The sequence below is a fragment of the Streptomyces sp. Y1 genome (assembly GCF_041053115.1).
GTDB lineage: Bacteria > Actinomycetota > Actinomycetes > Streptomycetales > Streptomycetaceae > Kitasatospora > Kitasatospora rubellomurina.
Genome location: NZ_CP163445.1, coordinates 1,166,365 through 1,190,336, shown reverse-complemented (window position 1 = coordinate 1,190,336; position 23,972 = coordinate 1,166,365). Strand labels below are relative to the sequence as shown.

Below are 23,972 nucleotides of genomic sequence, written 5' to 3'. Positions count from 1 at the left end.
AGAAATGGCGGACCGGGCCTCAGCGCCCGCCGGTCCGCGGATCGAGCGCGTCCCGGACGGCGTCGCCGAGCAGGTTGAAGGCGAGGACGAAGACGAGCAGCGCGACGCCGGGGAACACCATGTAGGTGGGGTCGGCCCGGAAGACCTCCGAGCCGCGCGCGATCATCCGGCCCCAGTCCGGCACCGGCTCGGTGACGCCGACGCCGAGGAAGGACAGCGCGGCCTCGGAGGCGACGAAGGTCGGCACCGCCATGGTGGCGTGCACCAGCAGCTGCGAGCGGACGTTCGGCAGCAGTTCGTGGACGACGATGTGGAACCGGCTCGCGCCCTGGGCCCGGGCGGACTGCACGAAATCCCTTTCCCGCAGCGATCGCACGGTGGCGCGCAGGGAAAGCGCGAGCGGAATCCAGCCGAACGCGGAGAACACCAGGACCAGCACCAGGAACTGCATCCACTCGGGCTCGGCGGCGCCCGGATCGACCAGCCGGGACTGGACGACCGGGCTGAGCGCCAGCAGCAGGAGCAGGGTGGGGAAGGCGAGCAGCACGTTGGCCAGGAATCCGAACGCCCGGTCCGCGAGCCCGCCGAGGTAACCGACCGCGACCCCGGCCAGCACGCCGAGCGCGGTGGTGACGACGGCGGCCGCGAAGGCGATCAGCAGCGAGGTGCGGATGCCGTACAGCAGTTGGGTCAGCACGTCCCGGCCGAGTCCGGGCTCCAGTCCGAACCAGAACTCGCCGGAGATCCCGCCGTTCGGGGCCATCGGCAGTCCGCCGTCGCTGAGCAGGCCCGGCAGGTTCTGGCCGTAGTGCTCGACCGGGTTCTTCCCGTACAGGGCGGCGACCAGCGGCGCCGCCAGGGCGAGCAGCAGGAACAGCAGGACGACGGCGAGTGCGGCGGCGCCGACCCGGTCGTGCAGCAGGCGGCGCAGCGGGCCCGGCGCGGCGGGGCGCCGGCGGACCGGCGCCGGGACGGTGTCGACCACGGCCATGACAGGCGTTCTCCCCGAATTCTCCGCCGCCCCGTGGGTGTGGGTGCGCCGATGGGCATTTCCGGGCGGCCGGCCGGGGGTTTCCCGGCGGTCCGTCCGGGCCACATCAGATCGGATGCGTCGGATGTTCGGCAAATTCGCGAAATGCCGTCCGGAGCCATTCCTTCGGCTTTCCTTCGGCATTGTTTCGGGAATCGTGACGGCTTCATTTCGCCGCAACACGGCCGTCGCACCGGAACGGACATAGGGCCGCAATCCGGGCTGCCTGTCCCGCATTCTGAGACCTCCGCCACAGTGCCCGCGCCGGTGCCCGGTATTGCTACGATCCCGGTGGGCCGCGACTGGCGCGCACGGATGGAATCGACCATCGGGAAGCGGTCCCGTGAATCCTCACGCCGTAGTTGCCGAGCGCCTGGGCCGCCCGCTATCCCCGTCAGGAGACCGCCATGGCCGAGGACCACCAGCAGCCCCCGCACACCGCCGCGAGCCCCACCGCGAACACCGCCTTCCGCAGCGCCGTCGACGTCGTCGCCGGGGTCGAGCCGCGGATCGCCGCCGCCATCGGCCGCGAGATCGACGACCAGCGCGCCTCGCTCAAGCTGATCGCCAGCGAGAACTACGCCTCCCCGGCCGTACTGCTCGCCATGGGCAACTGGCTGAGCGACAAGTACGCCGAGGGCACGGCGGGCCGCCGGTTCTACGCCGGCTGCCGCAACGTCGACACCGTCGAGACGATCGCCGCCGAGCACGCCCGGGAGCTGTTCGGCGCCGAGCACGCCTACGTCCAGCCGCACTCCGGCATCGACGCCAACCTGACCGCCTTCTGGGCCGTGCTGTCCCAGCGCGTCGAGAGCCCCGCCCTGGCCCGGGCCGGGGTCCGGAACGTCAACGACCTCACCGAGCAGGACTGGGCGCGGCTGCGCCAGGAGCTCGGCAACCAGCGGATGCTCGGCATGTCCCTGGACACCGGCGGCCACCTCACCCACGGCTTCCGTCCCAACATCTCCGGCAAGATGTTCGAGCAGCGCAGCTACGGCACCGACCCGGCCACCGGCCTGATCGACTACGCCGCGCTGCGCGAGAGCGCCCGCGAGTTCCGCCCGCTGATCATCGTGGCCGGCTACTCGGCCTACCCGCGGCTGGTGAACTTCGCGACGATGCGCGAGATCGCCGACGAGGTCGGCGCGACCCTCATGGTCGACATGGCGCACTTCGCCGGCCTGGTGGCGGGCAAGGTGCTGACCGGCGACCACGACCCGGTGCCGCACGCCCACATCGTCACCACCACCACCCACAAGTCGCTGCGCGGCCCGCGCGGCGGCATGGTGCTCAGCACCGCCGAGCTCGCCGAGCACGTCGACCGCGGCTGCCCGCTGGTGCTCGGCGGCCCGCTCTCGCACGTGATGGCCGCCAAGGCCGTCGCGCTCGCCGAGGCCCGCCGCCCCGAGTTCCGGGCCTACGCCCGGGCCGTCGTCGACAACGCCCGGGCCCTCGCCGAGGGCCTGCTGCGCCGCGGCACCACCCTGGTCACCGGCGGCACCGACAACCACCTGGTGCTCGCCGACGTCTCCGGCCACGGCCTGACCGGCCGCCAGGCCGAGGCGGCGCTGCTCGACGCGGGCATCGTCACCAACCGCAACTCCGTCCCGCTCGACCCGAACGGCGCCTGGTACACCTCCGGCGTCCGGCTCGGCACCCCGGCGCTCACCACCCGCGGCCTCGGCACCGCCGAGATGGACGAGATCGCGGCCCTGATCGACACCGTCCTGCGCGCGGCCACCCCGGCCACCACGGCCAAGGGCGCCCCCTCGAAGGCCGCCTACGCCCTCGACGACTCGGTCCGCGACGGCGTCGCCAAGCGCGCCGCCGACCTCCTCGCCCCCTTCCCCCTCTACCCGGGCGTCGACCTGGCCTGACGCCAGGACGGGGGCCGCCGGGGGTTGCGGGTCTGCCGGAGGCCGCCGGGTCCGCCGCACACCCGTGCGGCGGCCCCGGCCCGACTCTCCTAGTACTGCAGCGACTTGTACTGCAGGAACTCCTCCAGGCCGTGGCGGCCCAGCTCGCGGCCGAGGCCCGAGCTCTTGTAGCCGCCGAACGGGGCGAGCGGGTTGAAGCGGCCCCCGTTGAGGTCGACCTGGCCGGTGTCGAGGCGGCGGGCGAAGGCGGCGGCGGTCTCGGTGTCGGCGGCCCAGACGCCGCCGGCCAGGCCGTAGTCGGTGCCGTTGGCGAGTTCGGCGGCGTGGTCCTCGTCGCGGTAGGGGAGGACGACCAGGACGGGGCCGAAGACCTCCTCCCGGGCGACGGCCGCGTCCGGTGCGACGTCGGCGAGCACGGTCGGCCGGACGTAGTGGCCGGCGGGCAGTTCGGCGACCGGTTCGGGGCCGCCGACGACCAGCCGGGCGCCCGCGGCGAGCGCGTCGTCGAGGTAGCCGCGCACCCGGGCCAGCTGCTCGGCGTTGACGAGCGGCCCGATCCGGGTCTGCGGGTCGGTGGGGTCGCCGGGCCGGTACTTGGCGGCGGCCTTGGCGGCGAGCGCGACGGCCTCCTCGTACTGGTCCTCGTGCACCAGCAGCCTGGTCCACGCGCTGCACGTCTGGCCGGAGTTGGCGAAGACGTTGGCGATGTTGACGTTCACCGCGCGGACCAGGTCCGCGCCCGGCAGCACCACGTTGGCGGACTTGCCGCCGAGTTCCAGGCAGACCCGCTTCAGCCCGCGCCCGGCGGTCTCGGCGATCTGCCGGCCGACGGCGGTGGAGCCGGTGAACGACACCACGTCCACCCCCGGGTGGGCGGCCAGCGCGGCCCCCGCCACCGCGCCGGTGCCGGTCACCAGGTTGAACACCCCGGCCGGGAAGCCGGCTTCGTGCACCAGCCGGGCGAACAGCCGGGCCGTCAGCGGGGTGTCCTCGGCGGGCTTGAGCACCACCGGGCAGCCGGCCGCCAGCGCCGGGAGGGCCTTGGCGGTGATCTGGTGCAGCGGGTAGTTCCACGGCGTGATCGCGGCCACCACCCCGGCCGGCTCGGCGAGCACCACCGAGTTGCCGATCCGCTCCTCGAAGGGGTGCTCGGCGAGCAGCGTCAGGTAGGAGTTCGCCACCGTCAGCGGCAGCCCGGCGTGCACGGCCGCGGCGAAGCCGACCGGGGCGCCGAGCTCGGCCACCACCGTCGCGGTGATCTCCTCCTGTGCGGCGGCGAGGCCGTCCCGCAGCCGGGTCAGCGGCACCAGCCGCTCCTCGGGGGTGGTGGCGGCCCAGGCCCGGGCCGCCCGGCGGGCCGCGGCGACCGCGGCGTCGACGTCGGCCGCCCCGCCGGCCGGGACGGTGGCGACGGCCCGCCCGGTCGCCGGGTTCAGCACGGTGATCGACCCGGCGTCCCCGGAGGGCCGCCAGGCGCCGTCGATGTACTGGTCGCCGTGCTCCGCGTACTGCTGCACCGATTGTCCTCTCGTCCGATCACCCGCTGCGCGTGACGGGGGTAGTCAAGGCGTCCGGGGCGCTCGCGCGCAAGAGCCGGCCGCACCCGGCCGCACCCGGCCGACGGCCGGTCACCCGGGCGCGAACCGCGCCGTGTACGCGTCGAACGGCTCGATCCCCACCTCGGCCCGCCGCTCGTCCAGCCGCGCCGGATCCTCGCACGGCCACGGCACCGGCCGCCCGTCCGCCACCGCGCCGATCTGGGTCCCGTACCGCTGTTCGCGCCCCTCGTTGACGGCCAGCCGGTCGGCCAGGAACGCCAGGTCGCGCGGGCTCGCCGCGCCCCGCGCCACCGCCTGCGCGAGCAGTGCCACCGCCCGCCGCTGGACGTCGAGTTGACGGTCCGCGTGCTGCGCGACGAGCCAGGCCGCGCGGGCGGCGTCCGCGCCCACGACGTCCTCGGCGGGCCAGCCGTGCTCCGCCATGATCGCGGCCAGCCGGTCGCCGTGCCGGGCGGTGAGCCGCCGCCAGCGGGCCTGTTCGGCCAGGTCGGGGCTGTTCGCCAGCGCCGCGGCCGCACCGTCCTCGGCCATCATCGCGACCAGCTCCGCCGCCAACTCCCCGCCCCGCGCGGTCTCCTGACGGCCTCGGCCAGCCTCCTCGCTCCGGTCCATCCACGTCTCCCTGTTCCCCGGGCCCGTCCGCCGGGCCGTGCGGAAACCACCGTAGGCACCGGATCCGTGGCGAAGATCATCCCCGGGGACGGTGACTCCCCGGAGCCGATGGGACACAATGGAGACACCCCCCGAAAGCGGCCGTGTCCATGCTCCGGCCCCGAAGCGGCCGTTCGCGGAACTCCTTGCCGAAAGGCCTCCACAGAACGCCGTACGCGGAGGTAGATTGCAGCGAACTCAGCGGTGGGGGGACTACTGGTGCCAGTGGTCCGGTGTGTCGTGTGCACGGTCGATGGCGGATGCCTTCCCGGGCCGGGCGGGGGAACCCGCCGCCGGCTGAGGCTCGTTCAACCCGCAGGTCATCCGTACCGCTGTAAGGAGCATCCCGTGACCGACGCCGCGTTGCAGGGCGAAGCGCACCAGCCCGTCGAACCGGCTGATTTGAACGATGTCCCGGGGTGGTTCTGGGACCACGACCGGCATTCCTTCGAGTGGTTCCTGGCACGCCAGGAAAAGGCCGGCGTGACCGGTGACCTGATGGAGATGGGCGCTTACCTCGGCCGCAGCGCGATCGTGATCGGCGACCACCTGCAGCCCGGCGAGACGTTCACCGTCTGTGACCTCTTCGACTCGGACGCGCCCGACGACGAGAACGCGGCCGAGATGGTCATGTCGTACCGCAAGACGCTGACCCGCTCGGCGTTCGAGGCGAACTACCTGTCCTTCCACGACGAGCTGCCCGAGATCATCCAGGCGCCCACCGGCATCCTGGCCGACGGCCGCCTCGCGCCCCGCTCCTTCCGGTTCATCCACATCGACGCCTCGCACCTGTACGAGCACGTCGTCGGCGACATCCAGGTGGCCCGGGCCGCGCTGCAGGAGCAGGGCGTCGTGGTGCTGGACGACTACCGCTCGCAGCACACCCCCGGCGTCGCCGCCGCGACCTGGGAGGCCGTGTTCAACCACGGGCTGAAGCCGATCCTGCTCACCGAGAGCAAGTTCTACGGCACCTGGGGCGACCCGGAGCCGTTCCAGCGCGACCTGCTCGACCGGGTCGGCCTCGCGGCCGGCTGCGAGCTCGGCATCGAGACGATCAACGGCCACCGGTTCGTGCGGATGGTCGGCACCTCGGAGGGCATCGAGCCGTTCCGCCCGTCCCGCCACAGCGACAAGCTGGCCGCCGAGCAGGCCCGCCGCGAGGCCGAGGAGTCCCGCCGGGCGCTGCGCGAGGCCCAGGACGAGGCCGCCCGCGACCTGGCCGAGCGCCGCGCCCGGGCCGCCGAGCGCCGCCGCCCGGTGAACGTCGCCAAGCGCGCCGCCCGCGACCTGCTCCCGCCGGTGGTCACCTCCGCGATCCGCCGCGCCCGCCGGGGCTGATCCGCCGCGCCCGCCGGGGCCGACCTGCCGAGGCAGGTGCGTCCGAGCACCGAGACAGGTACGGCGAAGGGCCGGTCGGAACCTCCGACCGGCCCTTCGCCGTACGCGCGTACCCCGGGCCTCAGACCCGCGCGGCCTCGACCGGCTCGTCCGCCGGCTGCTCCGCCTCGGCCAGCTCCCGCCGGACGGCGGCCAGCGAGGGGTTGGCCCAGGCGCTGGCGACGCCCCAGTAGTAGAAGGCCAGCGCGATCGCGGCCACGATCAGCAGGTCCCAGCCCTCCGGCAGGTCGCCGCGGCCGCCGTAGTCGGTGCTGCCGGCCCAGGAGACCCCGGCCATCACGAACAGGTAGGCGATCATCCAGGCGCCCGCCTTCAGGTGCGGCTTCAGCTCGGCCCACGGCTTGCGCAGCTCGTAGAAGGCCCAGATCGGCAGGCCGGCGGCCATCAGCAGGATGACCTTGCCGGTGAGCGGCCACTTGGCCCAGTACAGCACCAGCGAGCCGAACACCATGGCGATCGGGGCGATCACCGGCATGGCCCGCAGCCGGACCGGCCGCTTCAGGTCCGGGGCGAGACGGCGCAGCGCCATCACGGCGACCGGGCCGGTGATGTAGGAGATCACGGTGGCCACCGAGACGATCTCGGCGAGCGAGCCCCAGCCGCGGAACACGGCCAGGAACAGGAAGGCGACGACCAGGTTGAGCACCAGCGCCGGGCGCGGGATGCCGGTCTTGGCGTCGACCTTGCCGAAGACCTTCGGCAGGTGGCCGTTCTCCTGCACGCCGTGGATCATGCGCGAGGTGGTGGCGGCGTAGATCATGCCGGTGCCGGACGGCGAGACGAAGGCGTCCGCGTACAGCAGCATGGCGAGCCAGTTCAGGCCCCAGGCCATCGCCAGGTCGGCCAGCGGCGAGGTGTAGCCGAGGCCGCCCCAGCCGTTCGCCAGGCCCTCGTTCGGCACGGCGCCCAGGAAGGCGACCTGCAGCGCGATGTAGATCACCAGGGCGATCAGGATCGAGCTGATCACGGCCTTCGGCAGGGACTTGCCGGGGTTGCGCGCCTCGCCGGCCAGGTTGAGCGGCGACTGGAAGCCGTTGAAGGCCCAGACGATGCCGGAGGTGGCCACGGCGGTGAAGACCGCGCTCCAGCCGTTCGGGGCGAAGCCGCCGTGGTCGGTGAAGTGGGCGGTGTCGAAGTGCGCGAAGAGCAGGGCGCCGGCGGTGAGCGCCGGGACGACGACCTTGAAGACGGTGATCGCGGTGTTGGTCTTGGCGAACATCGTGATCGCGAACCAGTTCAGCGCGAAGTACACGAGGAGCAGCACGCTGGCGAGCGCGACGCCGCTGACGCTCAGCTCCTGGCCGTCGTACAGGGCCTTGGCCCAGCCGAAGTCCCAGGAGCTCATGTACTGCACGGAGGCGGTGGCCTCGCCCGGGATGACCGAGACGATGGCGATCCAGTTGGCCCAGGCGGCGAGGTAGCCGGCGAGCGAGCCGTGCGAGTACTGGCCGTAGCGGACCATGCCGCCGGCCTTGGGGAACATCGAGCCGAGCTCGCTGTAGGTGAGGGCGATGGTGAGCGCCACGGCGGCCCCGATCACCCAGGCGAGGATCGACGCGGGGCCGGCCAGGCGGGCGGCGCGCTCGGCGCCGAAGAGCCAGCCCGACCCGATGATCGACCCGAGGCCGACCGCGGTGAGGCTGATCGTGCCGAGTGACCGGCGGTAGTTCTGGTGTGATGCCGTCGACGGTTCGGGCTCACTCAACGTATCGGTCCTCTCGCTCGGGGTTCATCGGGTGGAGTCGTGGTTTTTGCGGTTTTGCCCTGCTATTCGGGACAAACGGAGAGAAGCCTATGGGGCGAAATGGGGCGAAGACCTCAGAGGAAGCTCAAACCGTTCGATCGTTGCCATCTCGTGTCCGGCTTCCGGACGTGGACGCGCCGGCCGGAGCCCCGGCGGCAGGGGGCGGTCGGCGTTCGGGAGGGGCCGGGAAGCGCAGGGCCGGGCCCGGGCCGTTGCGAGGCCGGGCCGGGTTGCGCCGGGAAAAGAAAATTCCCCGCGGATTCCTTGGGGAATCCACGGGGAATTTCTCTGGTGTCCGAGGGGGGACTTGAACCCCCACGCCCGATAAAGGGCACTAGCACCTCAAGCTAGCGCGTCTGCCATTCCGCCACCCGGACGGGGTGTGTGCTTCGGGGGTTTTTCTCTCGCCCCCTCGGCGACAGAGAGAACACTACCAGCATTCGGGAGTGGTTCTCACCGCGTTTGCGCCGGTGGGGACGGGCGGGCTGGCCGGGGTGGCTGGGACGGCTCGTGAGGACGCTCGAAACCGGGCCGAAGTGGCACCTGACGCGACGGAAGCGGTCGACTCCGGTGCCCGCTGCGGTCGGTTCCGGTCGGAAGCGGTCCGACACGGGCAAGTTGTCGCCGGTGCCCCGGCCGCCGGGGCCGCTCTCCTAGCCTCTGTGGACCGAGGGGCCCCGGGGTGGAACGCCGGAGTCCCGGACGGTTCCGGTGGTTCCGGTCGTTCCCGGACCGCGCCGGGTCGCGGACGAAGGGCGGCGGCACGTGGAGCAGATCAGCGGGGCGGCGAAGGCCGAGCCGAGACGCGGCGGGCCGCGCGCGGCCCCGGACGGGCCGGTCGAGGGGGTCTGGCGCTTCCCGGTGCCCGCCGCCGAGGCGTCGGTGCCGCTCACCCGGCACGCGGTCCGGGACCGCCTGCTCGCCCAGGGCATGGCCGGGGTGCGCTACCAGGAGCTGGTGGACGACCTGCTGCTGATCGTCTCGGAGCTGGTCGGCAACGCCGTGACGCACGCCGCCGAGCTGTCCCCCGAGGTGACCACCGAGCTGTCCGTCCGCCGGGGCTGGGTGCGGGTGTCGGTCGAGGACGGCGACCCGTACCGGCCGAAGGCCCAGGAGAGCGACGCCGGCCGCACCGGCGGCCGCGGCCTGCTGCTGGTCAAGAGCGTGACCCTGCAGGCGGGCGGGGTGTGCGACGTGGAGCGGACCGGGGAGGGCGGCAAGGTCGTCTGGGCCTCGCTGCCCGTCCCCCCGGAGCCCGCGGACTGACCGGCGCGGCGCCGCGGACCGCGCCCGGCCGCCGCCACCGGCCGCCGCCTACCAGTCCCGCCCGGCGATCTCCCGGATGCCCGGCAGCGCGGCCTCGAAGACCGTCTCGAACCAGACCGAGAACGGCCGCTCGGCGCGCAGCTCCCGCAGCTCCTGCGCGGTCACGAAGGCGAAGTCCTCGACCTCCTCCGGGTCCGGCAGCACCGGCGCGGTGACCAGGCCGACGAACAGGTGGTTCCACTCCCGCTCGATCAGCCCGGAGGCCTCGTCCGGCAGGTCGTAGCGGACGGTGCCGGCCTCGCAGAGCAGCGCCGGCGCGACGCCGAGCTCCTCGGCGGTGCGGCGGGCGGCGGCCACGAACGGCTGCTCGTCCGGGTACGGGTGCCCGCAGCAGGTGTTCGACCAGACGCCGGGGGAGTGGTACTTGCCGAGGGCGCGGCGCTGGAGCAGCAGCCGGCCCTGGCGGTCGAAGAGGAACACCGAGAACGCGCGGTGCAGCCGGCCGGGCTGCTGGTGCGCCCAGAGCTTCTCGCCGGTGCCGATGGTGACGCCCTCGTCGTCGACCAGCTCCAGCAGGATCTCGGGGCCGGTCGCGGCGACGGCCACGTCCGTCTCCACGTCGAGGCCGGTGTCGATGTCGGCGGTGAAGTGCGTCGGGTCGGTCGGCAGACTCTGGGGCATGGTGCCTCTTTCGGGAGGGGGACCAGGGGGGAGCACGGGCATGGGGGTGCGCCCGGTGGACCGCGAGGGGTGCGGCAGACGCGCCGGACGGCGGGCGCACCGGCGCCGACGCCGGGGTCAGTCTGCCGTACGGGTGGCGGTCGGCACCGGCCACACGCACAATCCGATGGATCATGACCCTCGGGGGTCCGGTCCTGGCCGGGCGGGGCACCGGGGGTCCCTCGAAAGAGGGACCGGACTCGTATACCCGTGCGATCGGCGTTCGAACCGCGTTCGGGCGTGCGATCCGTCGCCCGCCCGTCACCGCGCAGCCACCGGCCGCGTTCGGGCTGGTCGCCCCGGTCGCCTACCATCACTTAGAGCACGGTGCCCGGATCCGCGCCGCTCCCGGCGCGCCGCCGCCCGGTTCGTCCCGGCGGCTCCGGTGCCCCCCGGCACACCCCCCCTGTGCACAGCACGACGGATCAGGAGACCCCGCATGATCGGCCTCGTTCTGGCAGCCGGCGCCGGCCGCCGGCTGCGCCCGTACACCGACACCCTGCCCAAGGCGCTGGTGCCGGTCGACGGGGAGCGGACCGTCCTGGACCTCACCCTCGGCAACTTCGCCGAGGTCGGACTGCGCGAGGCCGCGATCGTCGTCGGCTACCGCAAGGAAGCGGTGTACGACCGCAAGGACGCCCTGGAGAGCAAGTACGGCGTCAAGCTCCACCTGGTCGAGAACGACAAGGCCGAGGAGTGGAACAACGCCTACTCGCTGTGGTGCGCCCGCGAGCTGTTCACCGAGGGCCTGCTGCTGGCCAACGGCGACACCGTCCACCCGGCCTCCGTCCAGCGCACCATGCTGGAGGGCAACCGGCGCCTGGCCGAGGCCGGCGCCGCCCCCGGCATCCTGCTCGCCCTCGACACGGTGAAGAAGCTCGCCGACGAGGAGATGAAGGTCGTCGTCGACCCGGCCGCCGGCATGCGCCGCATCACCAAGCTGATGGAACCGGGCGAGGCGACCGGCGAGTACATCGGCGTCACCGTGATCAACCCGGCCGCCGCCGCCGACCTGACCGACGCGCTGCGCGCCACCTACGAGCGCGACCCGCAGCTGTACTACGAGGACGGCTACCAGGAGATGGTCGACCGCGGCCTGCGGATCGACGTCCAGCCGATCGGCGAGGTCTCCTGGGTCGAGGTCGACAACCACGACGACCTGGCGAAGGCGCGGGAGATCGCGTGCCGGTACTGACCCGACTGGTCCCGTCGCCGCTGTTCGTCGAGGTCCGCCCGGGCGCGCTGGACGCGCTCGGCGGCATCCTCGCCGACCAGCGGCTGTCGGCCTCGGGCCGGATCGCGGTGGCGATCAGCAACGGCTCCGGCGCCGTGATGCGCGAGCGCCTGGAGCCCGCCCTGCCCGGCGCCGACTGGTACAACGTGGACGACGGCAGCCTCGACAGCGCGGTGCGCTTCGCCGAGGAGATGCGCGGCAAGCACTACGACGCGGTCGTCGGCCTCGGCGGCGGCAAGATCATCGACGCCGCCAAGTACGCCGCGGCCCGGGTCGGCCTGCCGGTGGTCGCCGTCGCCACCAACCTGGCCCACGACGGCATCTGCTCGCCGGTCTCCACCCTCGACAACGACTCCGGTCGCGGCTCCTACGGGGTGCCCAGCCCGATCGGCATCGTGGTCGACCTGGACGTCATCCGGCAGGCCCCGCAGCGCTTCGTCGCGGCCGGCATCGGGGACGTCGTCTCCAACATCTCCGCCTGCGCGGACTGGGAGTTGTCGCACGCCGTCACCGGCGAGCCGGTGGACGGACTGGCCGTCGCGATGGCCCGTTCGGCGGGGGAGAACCTGCTGCGGCACCCAGGGAACATTCAGGATCAGGACCTGCTGACGGCGCTGGCCGAGGCCCTGGTACTGTCCGGCATCGCGATGAACATCGCGGGCAGCACCCGGCCCTCCTCGGGCGCCTGCCACGAGATCTCGCATGCCCTGGACGTGCTTCACCCCAAGCGCTCCGCCCAGCACGGCGAACAGGTGGGCCTCGGCGCCGCTTTCGCCAGCTTCCTGCGGGGCGAGCGCGAGCTGTCCGGACTGATCGTGGAACGCCTGGCGCGCCACGGACTTCCGGTGACCGCAGCTCAAATCGGCTTCACGGATGCGGAGTTCACCGAAGCGGTGCACTACGCTCCGAACACCCGGCCGGGGCGCTTCACCATCCTCGAACACCTCGACCTCTCCCCTTCCGCGATCAGGGACGCGTACGCCGACTATGTCCAAGCCGTCAACAGCTGACCCCGCCGCCGCGGGCGTCGCACCGCCCCCGGTCGACCTGACCCGCCGCCCCTCGATCGAGGAGCTGCGCGTGGTGATCCACCCGGAGGGCATGCTCCAGCGCCGCAGCGCCGAGCACTGGGCCGGGCGCCTCTACATGCGGAGGATCTCGCTGCGGATCACCCGCGTGCTCTCCACCATGACGGCGATCACGCCCAACGGCCTGACCTACCTGATGATGCTCACCGGCGTCCTGGCCGGCGCCGCGCTGGTGCTGCCGGGCCTCGCCGGGGCCGTCCTGGGCGCCGTGCTGATCCAGGTCTACCTGCTGCTGGACTGCGTGGACGGCGAGGTCGCCCGCTGGCGCCGGCAGACCTCGCTCACCGGCGTCTACCTGGACCGGGTCGGCCACTACGTGTCCGAGGCGGCACTGCTGACCGGCCTCGGCCTGCGCGCGACCGACCTGCTGCACCGCGAGGGCGCCGGCGCGCACTGGGAGTGGGCCTTCCTCGGCACGCTGGCCGCGCTCGGCGCGATCCTGATCAAGTCCGAGACCGACCTGGTGGACGTGGCCCGCGCCCGCAGCGGCATGACGGCCGTCGAGGACAGCGCCTCGGTGCCGCGCTCGGCCACCGTGGCCAGGGCCCGCCGGGCGGCGTCCCTGCTGAAGTTCCACCGCCTGGTCGGCGCGGTCGAGGCCTCGCTGTTCATCCTCGCGGCCGGGATCGCCGACGCCGCGCACGGCGGCCTGTCCTTCACCCGCGTCGCGGTCGTCGTGCTGGCGGCGATCGCCATGCTGCAGACCGTCCTGCACCTGCTGAGCATCGTCCTCTCCAGCAGGCTGCGATGAACGAGCGGAGCGAGTCAATGAACGACGGGCGCACCACCACCACGGCCGCCGAGGACTTCCGGCTCGGCGCGGTGATCATCACCATGGGCAACCGGCCCGCCGAGCTGAACGCCCTGATCGAGTCCGTCCGCGCCCAGGAGGGCCCGGCCGTCGAGCTGGCCGTGGTCGCCAACGGCGCCCCGCTGCCCCCGCTGCCCGAGGGCGTGCGCACCGTCGAGCTGCCGGAGAACCTCGGCATCCCGGGCGGGCGCAACGTCGGCATCGAGCTGTTCGGCCAGGACGGGAAGGACGTCGACGCCGTCCTGTTCCTGGACGACGACGGCCACCTGCCGCGCACCGACTCCGCCCGCCTGCTGCGCGAGGCCTTCACCGGCGACCCGGAGCTGGGCATCGTCTCGTTCCGGATCGCCGACCCGGACACCGGCGTCACCCAGCGCCGGCACGTCCCCCGGCTGCGCGCCAGCGACCCGCTGCGCTCCTCCCGGGTGACCACCTTCCTGGGCGGCGCGAGCGCGGTGCGCTGCGCGGTGTTCGAGCGGGCCGGGCAGCTGCCCGCCGAGTTCTTCTACGCGCACGAGGAGACCGACCTCGCCTGGCGCGCGCTGGACGCCGGCTGGGCCATCGACTACCGGGCCGACGTCGTCCTGCACCACCCGACGACCTCGCCCGCGCGGCACGCCACGTACTTCCACAACGTGGCCCGCAACAGGGTGTGGCTCGCGCGACGGAACCTTCCGGCCCTGTTGGTGCCTCTCTATCTGGGAACCTGGTTTCTGCTGACCCTGGCCCGCCGCCCCTCCCCGGAGGCGCTGAAGGCCTGGTGGGGCGGATTCCGGGCGGGCTGGCGCGAACCCTGCGGTCCGCGTCGCCCGATGCGATGGCGTACCGTTTGGCGACTGACCAGGCTGGGACGTCCTCCGATCATCTGATCCTCCCGTGATCGAATGATCGTTCGCCACGGCCGGCGGTCACCCGTCGGCCGGACTCCCCCCGTGATCCCAGTGGATCTCCCTCGGCGCACGGCCGGCGGACCCCCGCCGACCGGCCCGCCCCGACCGATCCCGCGTGAAGGACGAATGTGTCGACAGTGAGTGAACCCGTCAGCCTCTCAGCCCCCCGGGGGGCGGACGCGGGCCTGACCCCCCAGCAGCTCGCGGCCAAGTACGGCCTGGCGGTGAGCGGTGCCCGGCCCGGCCTGTTCGCCTACACCAAGCAGCTCTGGGCCCGGCGCCACTTCATCTGGGCCTTCGCCACCGCCCGCCTGGTGGCCCAGTACACCGACGCCAAGCTCGGTCAGCTGTGGCAGGTCGTGACCCCGCTGCTCAACTGCGGCGTGTTCTACCTGGTCTTCGGCATCATCCTGCAGAACAAGAACGGCTTCCCGCCGAACACCTACATCGCCTGGCTCTGCGTCGGCGTCTTCATCTTCCAGTTCACCCAGAACGCCGTGCAGTCCGGCACCCGGGCGATCTCCGACAACCTCGGCCTGATCCGCGCGCTGCACTTCCCGCGCGCCAGCCTGCCGATCGCCTTCACCGTGATCCAGCTCCAGCAGCTGCTGATCTCGACGGTCGTGCTGGTCGTCACCGTGCTGGCCGCCGGCATCGCCCCGGGCAGGACCTGGCTGCTGATCGTCCCGGCGCTGCTCCTGCAGACGCTGTTCAACACCGGCATCTCGCTGATCATGGCCCGGATCGGCGCCAAGACCAGTGACATCTCCCAGCTGATCCCGTTCGTGATGCGGGCCTGGATGTTCCTGTCCGGCGTGATGTTCAGCATCCAGGACCAGGTCCACAGGTGGCCGAAGTACGTCCAGGTGATCTGCGAGATCAACCCGGCCTCGGTCTACATGAACCTGCTGCGGCACGCCTTCGCGCCGATCATCTACAACAAGCACCTGCCCGTGCACCAGAGCCTGCCGCCGCACCAGTGGACGTACGGCATCGCCTGGGCGGTCGGGATCTTCGTCATCGGATACGTCTTCTTCTGGAAGGCCGAGGAGGAGTACGGCCGTGGCTGACACCGACCTGAGCAAGCAGGACGCCGTGACGGACACGGTGGTGGCCCGCGAGCCCACCGTCGTCGTCGACGACGTGCACATCGTCTACCGGGTGCACGGCGCCGGCTCCGGCAAGGGCAGCGCCACCTCGGCGCTGAGCCGCATCATCAGCCGCAAGCGCGCCTCCGGCGTGCGCGAGGTGCACGCCGTCAAGGGCATCAGCTTCACCGCCTACAAGGGCGAGGCGATCGGCCTGATCGGCTCCAACGGCTCCGGCAAGTCGACCATGCTGGCCGCCATCGCGGGCCTGCTGCCGACCGAGAAGGGCGGCATCTACACCAACGGCCAGCCCTCGCTGCTGGGCGTCAACGCGGCCCTGATGAACGAGCTCAGCGGCGAGCGCAACGTCGTCCTGGGCTGCCTGGCGATGGGCATGTCCCCGGCCCAGGTGCGGGCGCGCTACCAGGAGATCGTCGAATTCTCCGGCATCAACGACAAGGGCGACTTCATCTCCCTGCCGATGCGCACCTACTCCTCCGGCATGGGCGCCCGGCTGCGCTTCTCCATCGCCGCCGCCAAGACCCACGACGTGCTGCTGATCGACGAGGCGCTGGCCACCGGCGACCAGGCCTTCCAGCAGCGCAGCAAGAAGCGGATCGAGGAGCTGCGCGGCGAGGCCGGCACCGTCTTCCTGGTCAGCCACGACAACAACTCGATCCGCGAGGTCTGCGAGCGGACCATCTGGATCGAGGCCGGCGAGCTGGTCATGGACGGCCCGACCGAGGAGGTCGTCGGCCGCTACGAGCGCGGCGAGCGCCCGTAACCGCAGGTCACGCCAGGGGCCGGCACCGGAATCCTCCGGGGCCGGCCCTTCCGTGTGCGCCCGTACGTGCCCCGGGTGGCCCGCCGCCGGCGGGGTGAGCGCCCCCGCGCGCGGGCGGGGCGCTCTTCTCCGGCGCGCCCGGTGGTGCGAGGCTGGTAGGCGCGGGGGTGGTGTGCCGGAGGTGACGCCCGCGTTCGGACGCGTGTCCGAGTGAGGCCGGTGTCGGCGAGCGGTGTAGAACGGGGGAGTGACAGCAGTGTCGGCTTCGGCCATGCCCAGAGACCCCTCGGCGAACCCCTCCACGGGCCAGACCCTGGAGAAGGCGGGTGCCGAGAACTTCCCGGTCGCCCCGTTCTTCCTGCCCGCCGCCTGGCGCGCCGACCTGATGGCCGTCTACGGCTTCGCCCGGCTGGTGGACGACGCGGGCGACGGCGACCTCGCCGACCCGGCCGCCACCGCCGCCCTGCTCGGGGTCGAGGCGGCGCCCCCCGTCACCCCTTCGGCCCAGCCCGGCCCGCCCGCTCCCGCCGAGACCGCCTTCCGGCTCGCCCTGCTGGACGGGCTGGAGCGCGACCTCGACCGGGTGTTCGAGACCGCCCTGCGCACGGACGGCGCCGAAGCGCCCCGCCACCCGCTGCTGGGCGCGCTCGTCCCGCTGGTCTCCCGGCACGCGCTGACCCCCGAGCCGTTCCGCCGTCTGATCGAGGCCAACCGGGTGGACCAGACCACCGCCCGCTACCCGGCCTACCAGGACCTGGCCGACTACTGCACGCTCTCCGCCGACCCGGTCGGCCGCCTGGTGCTGGCCATCGCGGGCGTCTCCACCCCCGAGCGGATCGCCCTGTCCGACGCCGTCTGCACCGCCCTCCAGCTGGTCGAACACCTCCAGGACGTGGCCGAGGACCTGGCCCGCGGCCGGATCTACCTGCCCACCGAGGACCTGGAGCGCTTCGGCGTCACCGAGGCCGACCTCGCCGCGCCCGCCGCGAACGGGGCGGTGCGGGAACTGATCGCCTTCGAGACCGAACGGGCCCGCACCCTGCTCGACCGGGGCGCACCATTGGTAGGTACGGTTCGGGGGAGGCTTCGACTGCTCCTGGCGGGATTCACCGCAGGCGGCTACGCGGCCCTGGCGGCCGTCGAGGACGCCGGGTACGACGTGCTCGCCCGGCAGGCGAAGCCGGACAAGCGCCGCCTCGCAGCGAAGGCGGCGGCCATCTTCGCGAAGGGAAGGTGAACGCCCGAGTGGCGGCATCACCACTGGCGTCGGCCCAGGTCATGGCGGCATACCGGTACTGCGAGGCGGTGACCGGGCTGCAGGCGCGCAACTTCAGCTACGGCATCCGCCTGCTGCCGGAGCCCAAACGGCTGGCCATGTCCGCCCTGTACGCGCTGGCCCGCCGGGTGGACGACATCGGCGACGGCGACCTCCCGGCCGACCGCAAGGCCGAGGCGCTGCTGCGCACCCGGGAGCTGGTCGGCGAGGTCCGCGCCGGGGTGGTCGACGAGGACGACACCGACCCGATCAAGGTCGCCCTGGCCGACGCCGCCCGGCGCTTCCCGATCCCGCTCGGCGGCTTCGACGAGCTGATCGACGGCGTCGAGATGGACCTCAAGGGCGCCGAGTACCAGACCTACGAGGAGCTGAAGGTCTACTGCCGCTGCGTGGCCGGTGCCATCGGCCGGCTCTCGCTCGGCGTCTACGGCTGCGACGACCCCGAGCGCGGGGCGCACTACGCCGACACCCTGGGCCTGGCGCTGCAGCTCACCAACATCCTGCGCGACCTGCGCGAGGACGCCCTGAACGGCCGCACCTACCTGCCCGCCGAGGACCTCGCCCGGTTCGGCTGCGAGCAGGGCTTCGCGACGCCCCGCCCGCCGGCCGGCGCCGACTTCGCCGGCCTGGTCGGCTTCGAGGCCGCCCGCGCCCAGGCCGCCTTCGAAGAGGGCCTGCGGCTGCTGCCGATGCTCGACCGCCGCAGCCGCGCCTGCACCGCCGCGATGGCCGGGATCTACCACCGGCTGCTCGGCCGGATCGCCGCCGACCCCGAGTCGGTGCTGCGCGGCCGGGTCTCGCTGCCGGGCTGGGAGAAGGCGTACGTGGCGCTTTCCGGGCTCGCCGGGGGGCGTTCTTGATTCTCACCGGAGTTCTGTCACGCTGTGTCAGCGGGGAATCACATCCGGGTGGACCGTTGTTCACCACAGCGCCGACGGGACGCGTGCCGATGCGGCGCGTGCCGACCACCGCGACCGCCGCCGGGCGGTCCGCCGACTTCGAGGGGGAGCGCCGATGACCGGGCGAGCCGATGCCGCGCGCCCGGCCGTCGTCGTGGTCGGCGGCGGCCTGGCCGGGATCACCGCCGCGCTGCGGCTGGCCGAGGCCGGGCAGCGGGTCACCCTCCTGGAGGGCCGGCCCCGGCTCGGCGGCCTGGCCTTCTCCTTCCAGCGCGGCGAGCTGACCGTCGACAACGGCCAGCACGTCTACCTGCGCTGCTGCACCGCCTACCGCGGCCTGCTGGAGCGGCTCGGCGCCGCCCGCCTCACCCATCTGCAGGACCGCCTCGACGTCCCCGTGCTGTCCGTCACCGGGCCCGCCGACGCGCCGGTGCGCACCCTCGGCCGGCTGCGCCGGGCCGCCCTGCCCGTCCCGCTGCACCTGGCCGCCAGCCTCGCCGGCTACCCGCACCTCGCCCCGGCCGACCGGGCCCGGGTGGTGCGCGGCGCGCTCGCCCTGTGGGGCCTGGACCTCGCCGACCCGGCGCTGGACGAGCTCTCCTTCGGCGAGTGGCTGCGCCGCAACGGGCAGAACGCGGCGACCACCGCCGCCCTGTGGGACCTGGTCGGCGTGGCCACCCTGAACGCCCGGGCCGACCAGGTGTCGCTGGCGCTCGCCGCGATGGTGTTCAAGACCGGCCTGCTCTCCGACCCCGGCGCCTCCGACATCGGCATCGCCGCCGTCCCGCTCGGCGCCATCCACCACGACCGGGCGCTCGCCGAGCTCGAACGCGCCGGCGTGACGGTACGGCTGCGCGCCCGGGTCGCGGAGCTCAAGCCCGGCGCGCCCCAGCACGCCGTGCGCCTGGAGGACGGCGACCTGCTCTCGGCCGACACCGTGGTGCTGGCCGGCGCCCAGGACACCGCGGCCGCCCTGCTGCCGCCGGACGCCGTCCCCGGGCAGGAGCGGCTGGCCGGCTTCGGCACCGCGCCGATCCTCAACGTGCACGTGGTCTACGACCGCCGGGTGATCCGCCGGCCGTTCTTCGCCGCGCTGGGCTCGCCCGTCCAGTGGGTCTTCGACCGCACCGCGCACTCCGGCCTGGCCGGGACGGAACTGGGCCGGGCCCACCCCGGCGCCCAGTACCTGGCACTGTCGCAGTCCGCCGTCCAGGACGAGATCGACCTCCCGGTGGCCGAGCTGCGCCGCCGCTACCTGCCCGAACTGGCCAGGCTGCTCCCCGCGGCGGCCGGGGCCGAGGTGCTGGACTTCTTCGTCACCCGCGAGCGCACCGCCACCTTCGACCCGGCCCCGGGCAGCGCGGCGCTGCGCCCGGGCGCCCGCACCGCCGTCCCCGGCCTGCTGCTGGCCGGCGCGTGGACGGCCACCGGCTGGCCCGCGACCATGGAGGGCGCGGTGCGCAGCGGCCACGCCGCCGCCGACGCGGCCCTGGCGGCGGGCGGCGCCCGGCCGCCGGTGGACCGCGGCGACGGGAGGTGGCCCCGGTGACGGGCCCCGCCGCCGGGGACCCCGTCAGATCCCGCGGGCACGCCCCGGCCGGCTCGGCGGGCGCCGGCCCGACCGGCCGGGCCGGCGCCGACCTCGCCGACACCGGCAGCAGTACCGACACCGTCCGTAGCGGCGGGATCCGGACCGACCGCATCCGGACCGACCGCATCCGCACCGACACCAGCCGTACCGACAGCGCTGGATTCCAGCCGCCCCGGGGGGGTCGGCATGACGAGGGAGAGGGAACGCACGTGGAGTCACGCACCAGCTTCACCGCATCGGGAACGGCACAGGCCGAACCGGTCTCGGTGCCGGAGCTGCTCGCCCGCAGCCGCACGCTGTGCAACCCGCCGCTGCGGGCGGCCGTCGCCCGTCTGGCCGCACCGATGGACACCGTCGCGGCCTACCACTTCGGCTGGATCGACCGCGACGGCACCCCGGTGGAGGGGGACGGCGGCAAGGCCGTGCGCCCGGCGCTGGCGCTGCTGTCCGCCCGGGCGGCCGGCGCGGACGCCGAGGTGGGGGTGCCGGGCGGCGTCGCGGTTGAACTGGTGCACAACTTTTCCCTGCTCCATGATGATCTGATGGACGGTGACGAGACCCGCCGGCACCGGGCCACCGCCTGGACGGTCTTCGGTCCGGCCCAGGCGATCCTGGTCGGCGACGCACTGGCGACGCTCGGCACGGAGGTGCTGCTCGACGCCGCGGTGACCGGCGGCGCGAGCCCCACCGACGCCGCGCGGGCCGTCCGGCTGCTCACCACGGCGACCCGCGCGCTGATCGACGGCCAGGCCATGGACGTCTCCTTCGAGCAGCGCGACAGCGTCACCGTCGCGGAGTGCCTGGAGATGGAGGGCGGCAAGACCGCCGCGCTGCTGGCCGCCGCCTCCGCGATCGGTGCCGTCCTGGCCGGGGCCGACGACGAGGTCTCCGGCGCGCTCCAGCGCTACGGCCACCACCTGGGCCTGGCCTTCCAGGCGGTGGACGACCTGCTCGGGATCTGGGGCGCCACCGAGGTCACCGGCAAGCCGCACTGGGGCGACCTGCGCCAGCGCAAGAAGTCCCTGCCGGTCGCCGCCGCGCTGGCCGAGGGCGGGGCGGCCTCCCGCCGGCTCGCCGGGGAGCTGGCCGACCCGAAGGGCCGCGGCGAGGAGAGCGAGGCCGAGCTCGCCGCCCGGGCCGCGCTGATCGAGCAGGCCGGCGGCCGGGCCTGGACCCAGGAGGAGGCCCGCCGCCAGCACACGACTGCCCTCGCCGCCCTGGACGAGGTGCCCATGACGGACGAGGTGCGCGAGCACTTCGTCGCACTCGCCGAATTCGTGGTGGTACGAGAGAGGTGACGTTACGTTGACAGCAACCGCGGACGGCCGGCTCGACCCTGAGTACGATTCCGAGCCGGTCGCGGTGGGCGACCGGCCGGCGGCCCTGCTGGGCACCGGGCGGTGGCAGCCCGAGGACGCCGACCGGCCGCGGCCGGCGGGCGAGGCGGACCCCGGGCCGGCCGACGCACCGGAGGCCCTGGCCCGCGCCACCGCCCACCTGCTCTCCCTGCAGTCCTCCGAGGGCTGGTGGAAGGGGGACCTGGAGACCAACGTCACGATGGACGCCGAGGACTTACTGCTCCGGCAGTTCCTCGGGATCCGGACCGAGGAGCAGACCAAGGCCTCCGCCGAGTGGATCCGCTCCCAGCAGCGGGAGGACGGCACCTGGGCCACCTTCCACGGCGGCCCGCCGGAACTGTCCACCACCGTCGAGGCCTACGTCGCCCTCAAACTCGCCGGGGACGACCCGAACGCCCCGCACATGCTGGCCGCCGCGCACTACGTCCGCTCCCGCGGGGGCATCGCCGCCGCCCGGGTGTTCACCCGGATCTGGCTCGCCCTGTTCGGCTGGTGGCCCTGGGCCCGACTGCCCGAGATGCCGCCCGAGATCATCTTCCTGCCCAAGTGGCTGCCGCTGAACATCTACGCCTTCGGCTGCTGGGCCCGCCAGACCATCGTCCCGCTGACCGTCGTCTCGGCCCACCGGCCCGTCCGGCCCGCGCCCTTCCCGCTCACCGAGCTGCACACCGACCCGGCCGACCCGTACCCCGACCGGCCGCTCGCCCCCGCCAACAGCTGGGACGGCGTCTTCGAACGCCTGGACAAGGTGCTGCACGCCTACCACCGGCACGCCTTCCGCCCGCTGCGCCGGCTCGCCGTCTCGCAGGCCTGCCGCTGGATCGTCGAGCGCCAGGAGGCGGACGGCTGCTGGGGCGGCATCCAGCCGCCCGCCGTCTACTCGCTGATCGCCCTGCACCTGGAGGGCTACGAGCTGGAGCACCCGGTGATGCGGGCCGGGCTCGCCTCCTTCGACCGGTTCACCGTGCACACCGAGGACGGCCGGCGCTGGATGGAGGCCTGCCAGTCCCCGGTGTGGGACACCTGCCTGGCCGCGATCGCGCTGGTCGACGCCGGACTGCCGGCCGACCACCCGGCGCTGGTCGCCGCCGCCGACTGGATGCTCGACGAGGAGATCACCACCCGCGGCGACTGGGCCGTCCAGCGGCCCGCCCTCGCGGCCGGCGGCTGGGCCTTCGAGTTCGAGAACGACACCTACCCCGACATCGACGACACCGCCGAGGTGGTGCTCGCGCTGCGCCGGGTCGGCCACCCCGACCCGGCCAGGATCGAGGCGGCGGTCGAGCGGGGCGTGCGCTGGAACCTCGGCATGCAGTCCAAGAACGGCGCCTGGGCCGCCTTCGACGTCGACAACACCAGCAAGCTGCCGAACCGGCTGCCGTTCTGCGACTTCGGCGAGGTCGTCGACCCGCCGTCCGCCGACGTCACCGCGCACGTCGTCGAGATGCTCGCGGAGACCGGCCGGGCCCACGACCCGCGCACCCGGCGCGGCATCGAGTGGCTGCTGCGCAACCAGGAGGAGGACGGCTCCTGGTTCGGCCGCTGGGGCACCAACTACATCTACGGCACCGGCTCGGTGCTGCCCGCGCTGGCCGCGGCCGGCGTCCCGGACGAGCACCCGGCCGTGCGCCGGGCGGTGCGCTGGCTGGAGGACCGGCAGAACCCGGACGGCGGCTGGGGCGAGGACATGCGCTCCTACGAGGACCCGGCGCGCTGGGCCGGGCGCGGCGACTCCACCGCCTCGCAGACCGCCTGGGCGCTGATGGCGCTGCTCGCGGCCGGCGAGGGCCCGGCCGGCCGGGCCAACCCGGCGGTCGAGCGCGGCGTGGCCTGGCTGGTGCGCACCCAGCTGCCCGAAGGCACCTGGGACGAACCGCAGTTCACCGGCACCGGCTTCCCCTGGGACTTCTCCATCAACTACCACCTGTACCGGCTGGTCTTCCCGGTCACCGCGCTCGGCCGCTACCTGAACGGCGGCCCGGGCGGGCTCGACCGGCCCGCCGCCCCGGCGAACGGGACGGCGCGGTGACCACCGCCCCCCTGCTGGTGCTCTGCGCCCTGGGCCCCGAGGTCTGGGCCCTGCGCGGCGGCGACTGGCGCGACTCGGCCGGCGGGCCGCCGGTGCTGGTGCGCACCGGCGTCGGCCGGCGCCGCGCCGCGGTGACCGTGCGCCGGCTGCTCGGCTCCGTCCCGGGCGGGTACGGCGCGGTCGCGGTGGCCGGCTTCGGCGCCGCGGTCGGCCCGGGCGTGCGGCCGGGGGACGTCGTGGCCGCGGACGGCGTGCGGGACGCCGAGGGCCACCTGTACCCCGTCGACTCCGGCAGCGACCTGACCCGGGCGCTCAAGGGGTACGGGCTGACCGTGCACACCGGGGTGCACCACACCGCCGACCACGTGGTGCGCGGCCTGGAGCGGCGCGCCCTGCACCTGCAGGGCGCGCTCGCCGTCGACATGGAGGCCGCCGGCGTGCTGGCCGCGCTGCGCGAAGTGCGCCCGGCGCTGCCGGCGGCCGTCCTGCGGGTGGTGGTCGACACCCCCGAACGCGAACTGCTGCGGCCCGGCACCCTCCCGGCCGGGGTGCGGGCCTGGCGGACGCTGCGGGCCACGGTGCCCGCGCTCGCCGACTGGTACCGGCAGCAGTGCGCACCGCGCCCCGCGGACCTGAACCACCCCACATCCTCGACGCTCCCCCAGGAGGCGAGCTAGCC

The 23,972-nt window shown here is 73.7% G+C and carries 21 protein-coding genes, 1 tRNA gene and 1 riboswitch; of the genes, 16 read left to right on the top strand and 6 right to left on the bottom strand.

Annotated elements, in window-relative coordinates; genetic code table 11:
- Window positions 1–19: 19 nt before the first annotated feature.
- Window positions 20–991: an ABC transporter permease gene (locus AB2U05_RS04995; protein WP_045710838.1), complete on the bottom strand. Its 972-nt coding sequence runs from the start codon at window positions 989–991 to the stop codon at window positions 20–22.
- Window positions 992–1,318: 327 nt separating this feature from the next.
- Window positions 1,319–1,416, top strand: a riboswitch (ZMP/ZTP riboswitch).
- A gap of 21 nt (window positions 1,417–1,437) precedes the next feature.
- On the opposite strand from AB2U05_RS04995, the gene AB2U05_RS04990 reads away from it, so the two are divergent.
- Window positions 1,438–2,907 (top strand): glycine hydroxymethyltransferase, encoded by a 1,470-nt coding sequence (locus AB2U05_RS04990; RefSeq protein WP_045699545.1) that lies wholly within the window; start codon window positions 1,438–1,440, stop codon window positions 2,905–2,907.
- 89 nt (window positions 2,908–2,996) lie between these two features.
- Here AB2U05_RS04990 and AB2U05_RS04985 read toward each other — a convergent pair whose 3' ends face one another.
- Together AB2U05_RS04985 and AB2U05_RS04980 are read right to left on the bottom strand one after the other, a co-directional pair.
- Window positions 2,997–4,424: an aldehyde dehydrogenase family protein gene (locus AB2U05_RS04985; protein ID WP_369182518.1), complete on the bottom strand. Its 1,428-nt coding sequence runs from the start codon at window positions 4,422–4,424 to the stop codon at window positions 2,997–2,999.
- 111 nt (window positions 4,425–4,535) lie between these two features.
- Window positions 4,536–5,078, bottom strand: coding sequence for a DUF6624 domain-containing protein (locus tag AB2U05_RS04980; protein WP_369182517.1), 543 nt, complete (start codon window positions 5,076–5,078; stop codon window positions 4,536–4,538).
- Between the two features lie 522 nt (window positions 5,079–5,600).
- Between AB2U05_RS04980 and AB2U05_RS04975 the strand changes: the two genes are divergently transcribed.
- Window positions 5,601–6,455, top strand: a complete 855-nt coding sequence (locus AB2U05_RS04975) for a class I SAM-dependent methyltransferase (protein WP_369182516.1) — start codon at window positions 5,601–5,603, stop codon at window positions 6,453–6,455.
- A gap of 121 nt (window positions 6,456–6,576) precedes the next feature.
- On the opposite strand, the gene AB2U05_RS04970 is transcribed toward AB2U05_RS04975, so the two are convergent.
- Together AB2U05_RS04970 and AB2U05_RS04965 are read right to left on the bottom strand one after the other, a co-directional pair.
- A complete protein-coding gene (locus tag AB2U05_RS04970; protein ID WP_045699551.1) occupies window positions 6,577–8,220 on the bottom strand; it encodes an APC family permease in 1,644 nt (547 codons plus the stop codon).
- A gap of 328 nt (window positions 8,221–8,548) precedes the next feature.
- A tRNA-Leu gene (locus AB2U05_RS04965) sits at window positions 8,549–8,636 on the bottom strand.
- Window positions 8,637–9,033: 397 nt separating this feature from the next.
- On the opposite strand from AB2U05_RS04965, the gene AB2U05_RS04960 reads away from it, so the two are divergent.
- The gene (locus AB2U05_RS04960; RefSeq protein ID WP_045699591.1) at window positions 9,034–9,525 is read left to right on the top strand and encodes an ATP-binding protein; all 492 of its coding nucleotides are present in this window, start codon (window positions 9,034–9,036) and stop codon (window positions 9,523–9,525) included.
- A gap of 48 nt (window positions 9,526–9,573) precedes the next feature.
- Here the strand turns inward: AB2U05_RS04960 and idi are convergent, their stop codons facing one another.
- Window positions 9,574–10,206 carry an isopentenyl-diphosphate Delta-isomerase gene (idi, locus tag AB2U05_RS04955; protein WP_244178884.1) on the bottom strand — a complete coding sequence of 211 codons (633 nt, stop codon included), beginning with the start codon at window positions 10,204–10,206 and terminating at the stop codon, window positions 9,574–9,576.
- A 173-nt stretch (window positions 10,207–10,379) separates the two neighbouring features.
- Here idi and AB2U05_RS04950 point away from each other — a divergent pair, with 173 nt between their 5' ends.
- The 13 genes from AB2U05_RS04950 to AB2U05_RS04890 all read left to right on the top strand — a co-directional run bounded on the left by AB2U05_RS04950 (window position 10,380) and on the right by AB2U05_RS04890 (window position 23,970).
- Window positions 10,380–10,688 (top strand): DUF5941 domain-containing protein, encoded by a 309-nt coding sequence (locus AB2U05_RS04950; RefSeq protein ID WP_341846026.1) that lies wholly within the window; start codon window positions 10,380–10,382, stop codon window positions 10,686–10,688.
- A complete protein-coding gene (locus AB2U05_RS04945) occupies window positions 10,685–11,440 on the top strand; it encodes a sugar phosphate nucleotidyltransferase (RefSeq protein ID WP_045699553.1) in 756 nt (251 codons plus the stop codon). Before AB2U05_RS04950 ends, AB2U05_RS04945 begins: the two co-directional genes overlap by 4 nt.
- Window positions 11,428–12,489 carry an iron-containing alcohol dehydrogenase family protein gene (locus AB2U05_RS04940; protein WP_045699555.1) on the top strand — a complete coding sequence of 354 codons (1,062 nt, stop codon included), beginning with the start codon at window positions 11,428–11,430 and terminating at the stop codon, window positions 12,487–12,489. The genes AB2U05_RS04945 and AB2U05_RS04940 overlap by 13 nt, the downstream gene beginning before the upstream one ends.
- A 91-nt stretch (window positions 12,490–12,580) precedes the next feature.
- Window positions 12,581–13,318: a CDP-alcohol phosphatidyltransferase family protein gene (locus AB2U05_RS04935; protein WP_167352945.1), complete on the top strand. Its 738-nt coding sequence runs from the start codon at window positions 12,581–12,583 to the stop codon at window positions 13,316–13,318.
- A 17-nt stretch (window positions 13,319–13,335) separates the two neighbouring features.
- Window positions 13,336–14,247 carry a glycosyltransferase family 2 protein gene (locus tag AB2U05_RS04930; protein ID WP_045699557.1) on the top strand — a complete coding sequence of 304 codons (912 nt, stop codon included), beginning with the start codon at window positions 13,336–13,338 and terminating at the stop codon, window positions 14,245–14,247.
- 149 nt (window positions 14,248–14,396) lie between these two features.
- Complete coding sequence (locus tag AB2U05_RS04925) at window positions 14,397–15,338, top strand: ABC transporter permease (protein ID WP_045699559.1); 942 nt, start codon at window positions 14,397–14,399, stop codon at window positions 15,336–15,338.
- Window positions 15,331–16,140: an ABC transporter ATP-binding protein gene (locus tag AB2U05_RS04920; protein ID WP_045699561.1), complete on the top strand. Its 810-nt coding sequence runs from the start codon at window positions 15,331–15,333 to the stop codon at window positions 16,138–16,140. The genes AB2U05_RS04925 and AB2U05_RS04920 overlap by 8 nt, the downstream gene beginning before the upstream one ends.
- 271 nt (window positions 16,141–16,411) lie before the next feature.
- Window positions 16,412–17,377 carry a squalene synthase HpnC gene (gene hpnC / locus AB2U05_RS04915; protein WP_045699563.1) on the top strand — a complete coding sequence of 322 codons (966 nt, stop codon included), beginning with the start codon at window positions 16,412–16,414 and terminating at the stop codon, window positions 17,375–17,377.
- Between the two features lie 41 nt (window positions 17,378–17,418).
- Entirely contained in the window at window positions 17,419–18,276 is an 858-nt protein-coding gene (hpnD, locus tag AB2U05_RS04910; RefSeq protein ID WP_107073046.1) for a presqualene diphosphate synthase HpnD, read from the top strand.
- A 154-nt stretch (window positions 18,277–18,430) separates the two neighbouring features.
- Window positions 18,431–19,864, top strand: coding sequence for a hydroxysqualene dehydroxylase HpnE (gene hpnE, locus AB2U05_RS04905; RefSeq protein WP_369182515.1), 1,434 nt, complete (start codon window positions 18,431–18,433; stop codon window positions 19,862–19,864).
- A gap of 308 nt (window positions 19,865–20,172) precedes the next feature.
- Entirely contained in the window at window positions 20,173–21,204 is a 1,032-nt protein-coding gene (locus tag AB2U05_RS04900) for a polyprenyl synthetase family protein (protein WP_244178887.1), read from the top strand.
- Window positions 21,205–21,211: 7 nt separating this feature from the next.
- A complete protein-coding gene (shc, locus tag AB2U05_RS04895; RefSeq protein WP_369182514.1) occupies window positions 21,212–23,293 on the top strand; it encodes a squalene--hopene cyclase in 2,082 nt (693 codons plus the stop codon).
- The gene (locus tag AB2U05_RS04890) at window positions 23,290–23,970 is read left to right on the top strand and encodes a hypothetical protein (protein WP_052706804.1); all 681 of its coding nucleotides are present in this window, start codon (window positions 23,290–23,292) and stop codon (window positions 23,968–23,970) included. Before shc ends, AB2U05_RS04890 begins: the two co-directional genes overlap by 4 nt.
- Window positions 23,971–23,972 lie beyond the last annotated feature (2 nt).

Coding starts and splice junctions, on each gene's coding strand:
- AB2U05_RS04990 (WP_045699545.1), top strand. CDS start 1,438: ATGGCCGAGGACCACCAGCAGCCCCCGCACACCGCCGCGAGCCCCACC.
- AB2U05_RS04950 (WP_341846026.1), top strand. CDS start 10,380: ATGACCCTCGGGGGTCCGGTCCTGGCCGGGCGGGGCACCGGGGGTCCC.
- AB2U05_RS04980 (WP_369182517.1), bottom strand. CDS start 5,078: ATGGACCGGAGCGAGGAGGCTGGCCGAGGCCGTCAGGAGACCGCGCGG.
- AB2U05_RS04935 (WP_167352945.1), top strand. CDS start 12,581: ATGCTCCAGCGCCGCAGCGCCGAGCACTGGGCCGGGCGCCTCTACATG.
- AB2U05_RS04930 (WP_045699557.1), top strand. CDS start 13,336: ATGAACGACGGGCGCACCACCACCACGGCCGCCGAGGACTTCCGGCTC.
- idi (WP_244178884.1), bottom strand. CDS start 10,206: ATGCCCCAGAGTCTGCCGACCGACCCGACGCACTTCACCGCCGACATC.
- hpnD (WP_107073046.1), top strand. CDS start 17,419: ATGGCGGCATACCGGTACTGCGAGGCGGTGACCGGGCTGCAGGCGCGC.
- hpnC (WP_045699563.1), top strand. CDS start 16,412: ATGCCCAGAGACCCCTCGGCGAACCCCTCCACGGGCCAGACCCTGGAG.
- hpnE (WP_369182515.1), top strand. CDS start 18,431: ATGACCGGGCGAGCCGATGCCGCGCGCCCGGCCGTCGTCGTGGTCGGC.
- AB2U05_RS04945 (WP_045699553.1), top strand. CDS start 10,685: ATGATCGGCCTCGTTCTGGCAGCCGGCGCCGGCCGCCGGCTGCGCCCG.
- AB2U05_RS04995 (WP_045710838.1), bottom strand. CDS start 991: ATGGCCGTGGTCGACACCGTCCCGGCGCCGGTCCGCCGGCGCCCCGCC.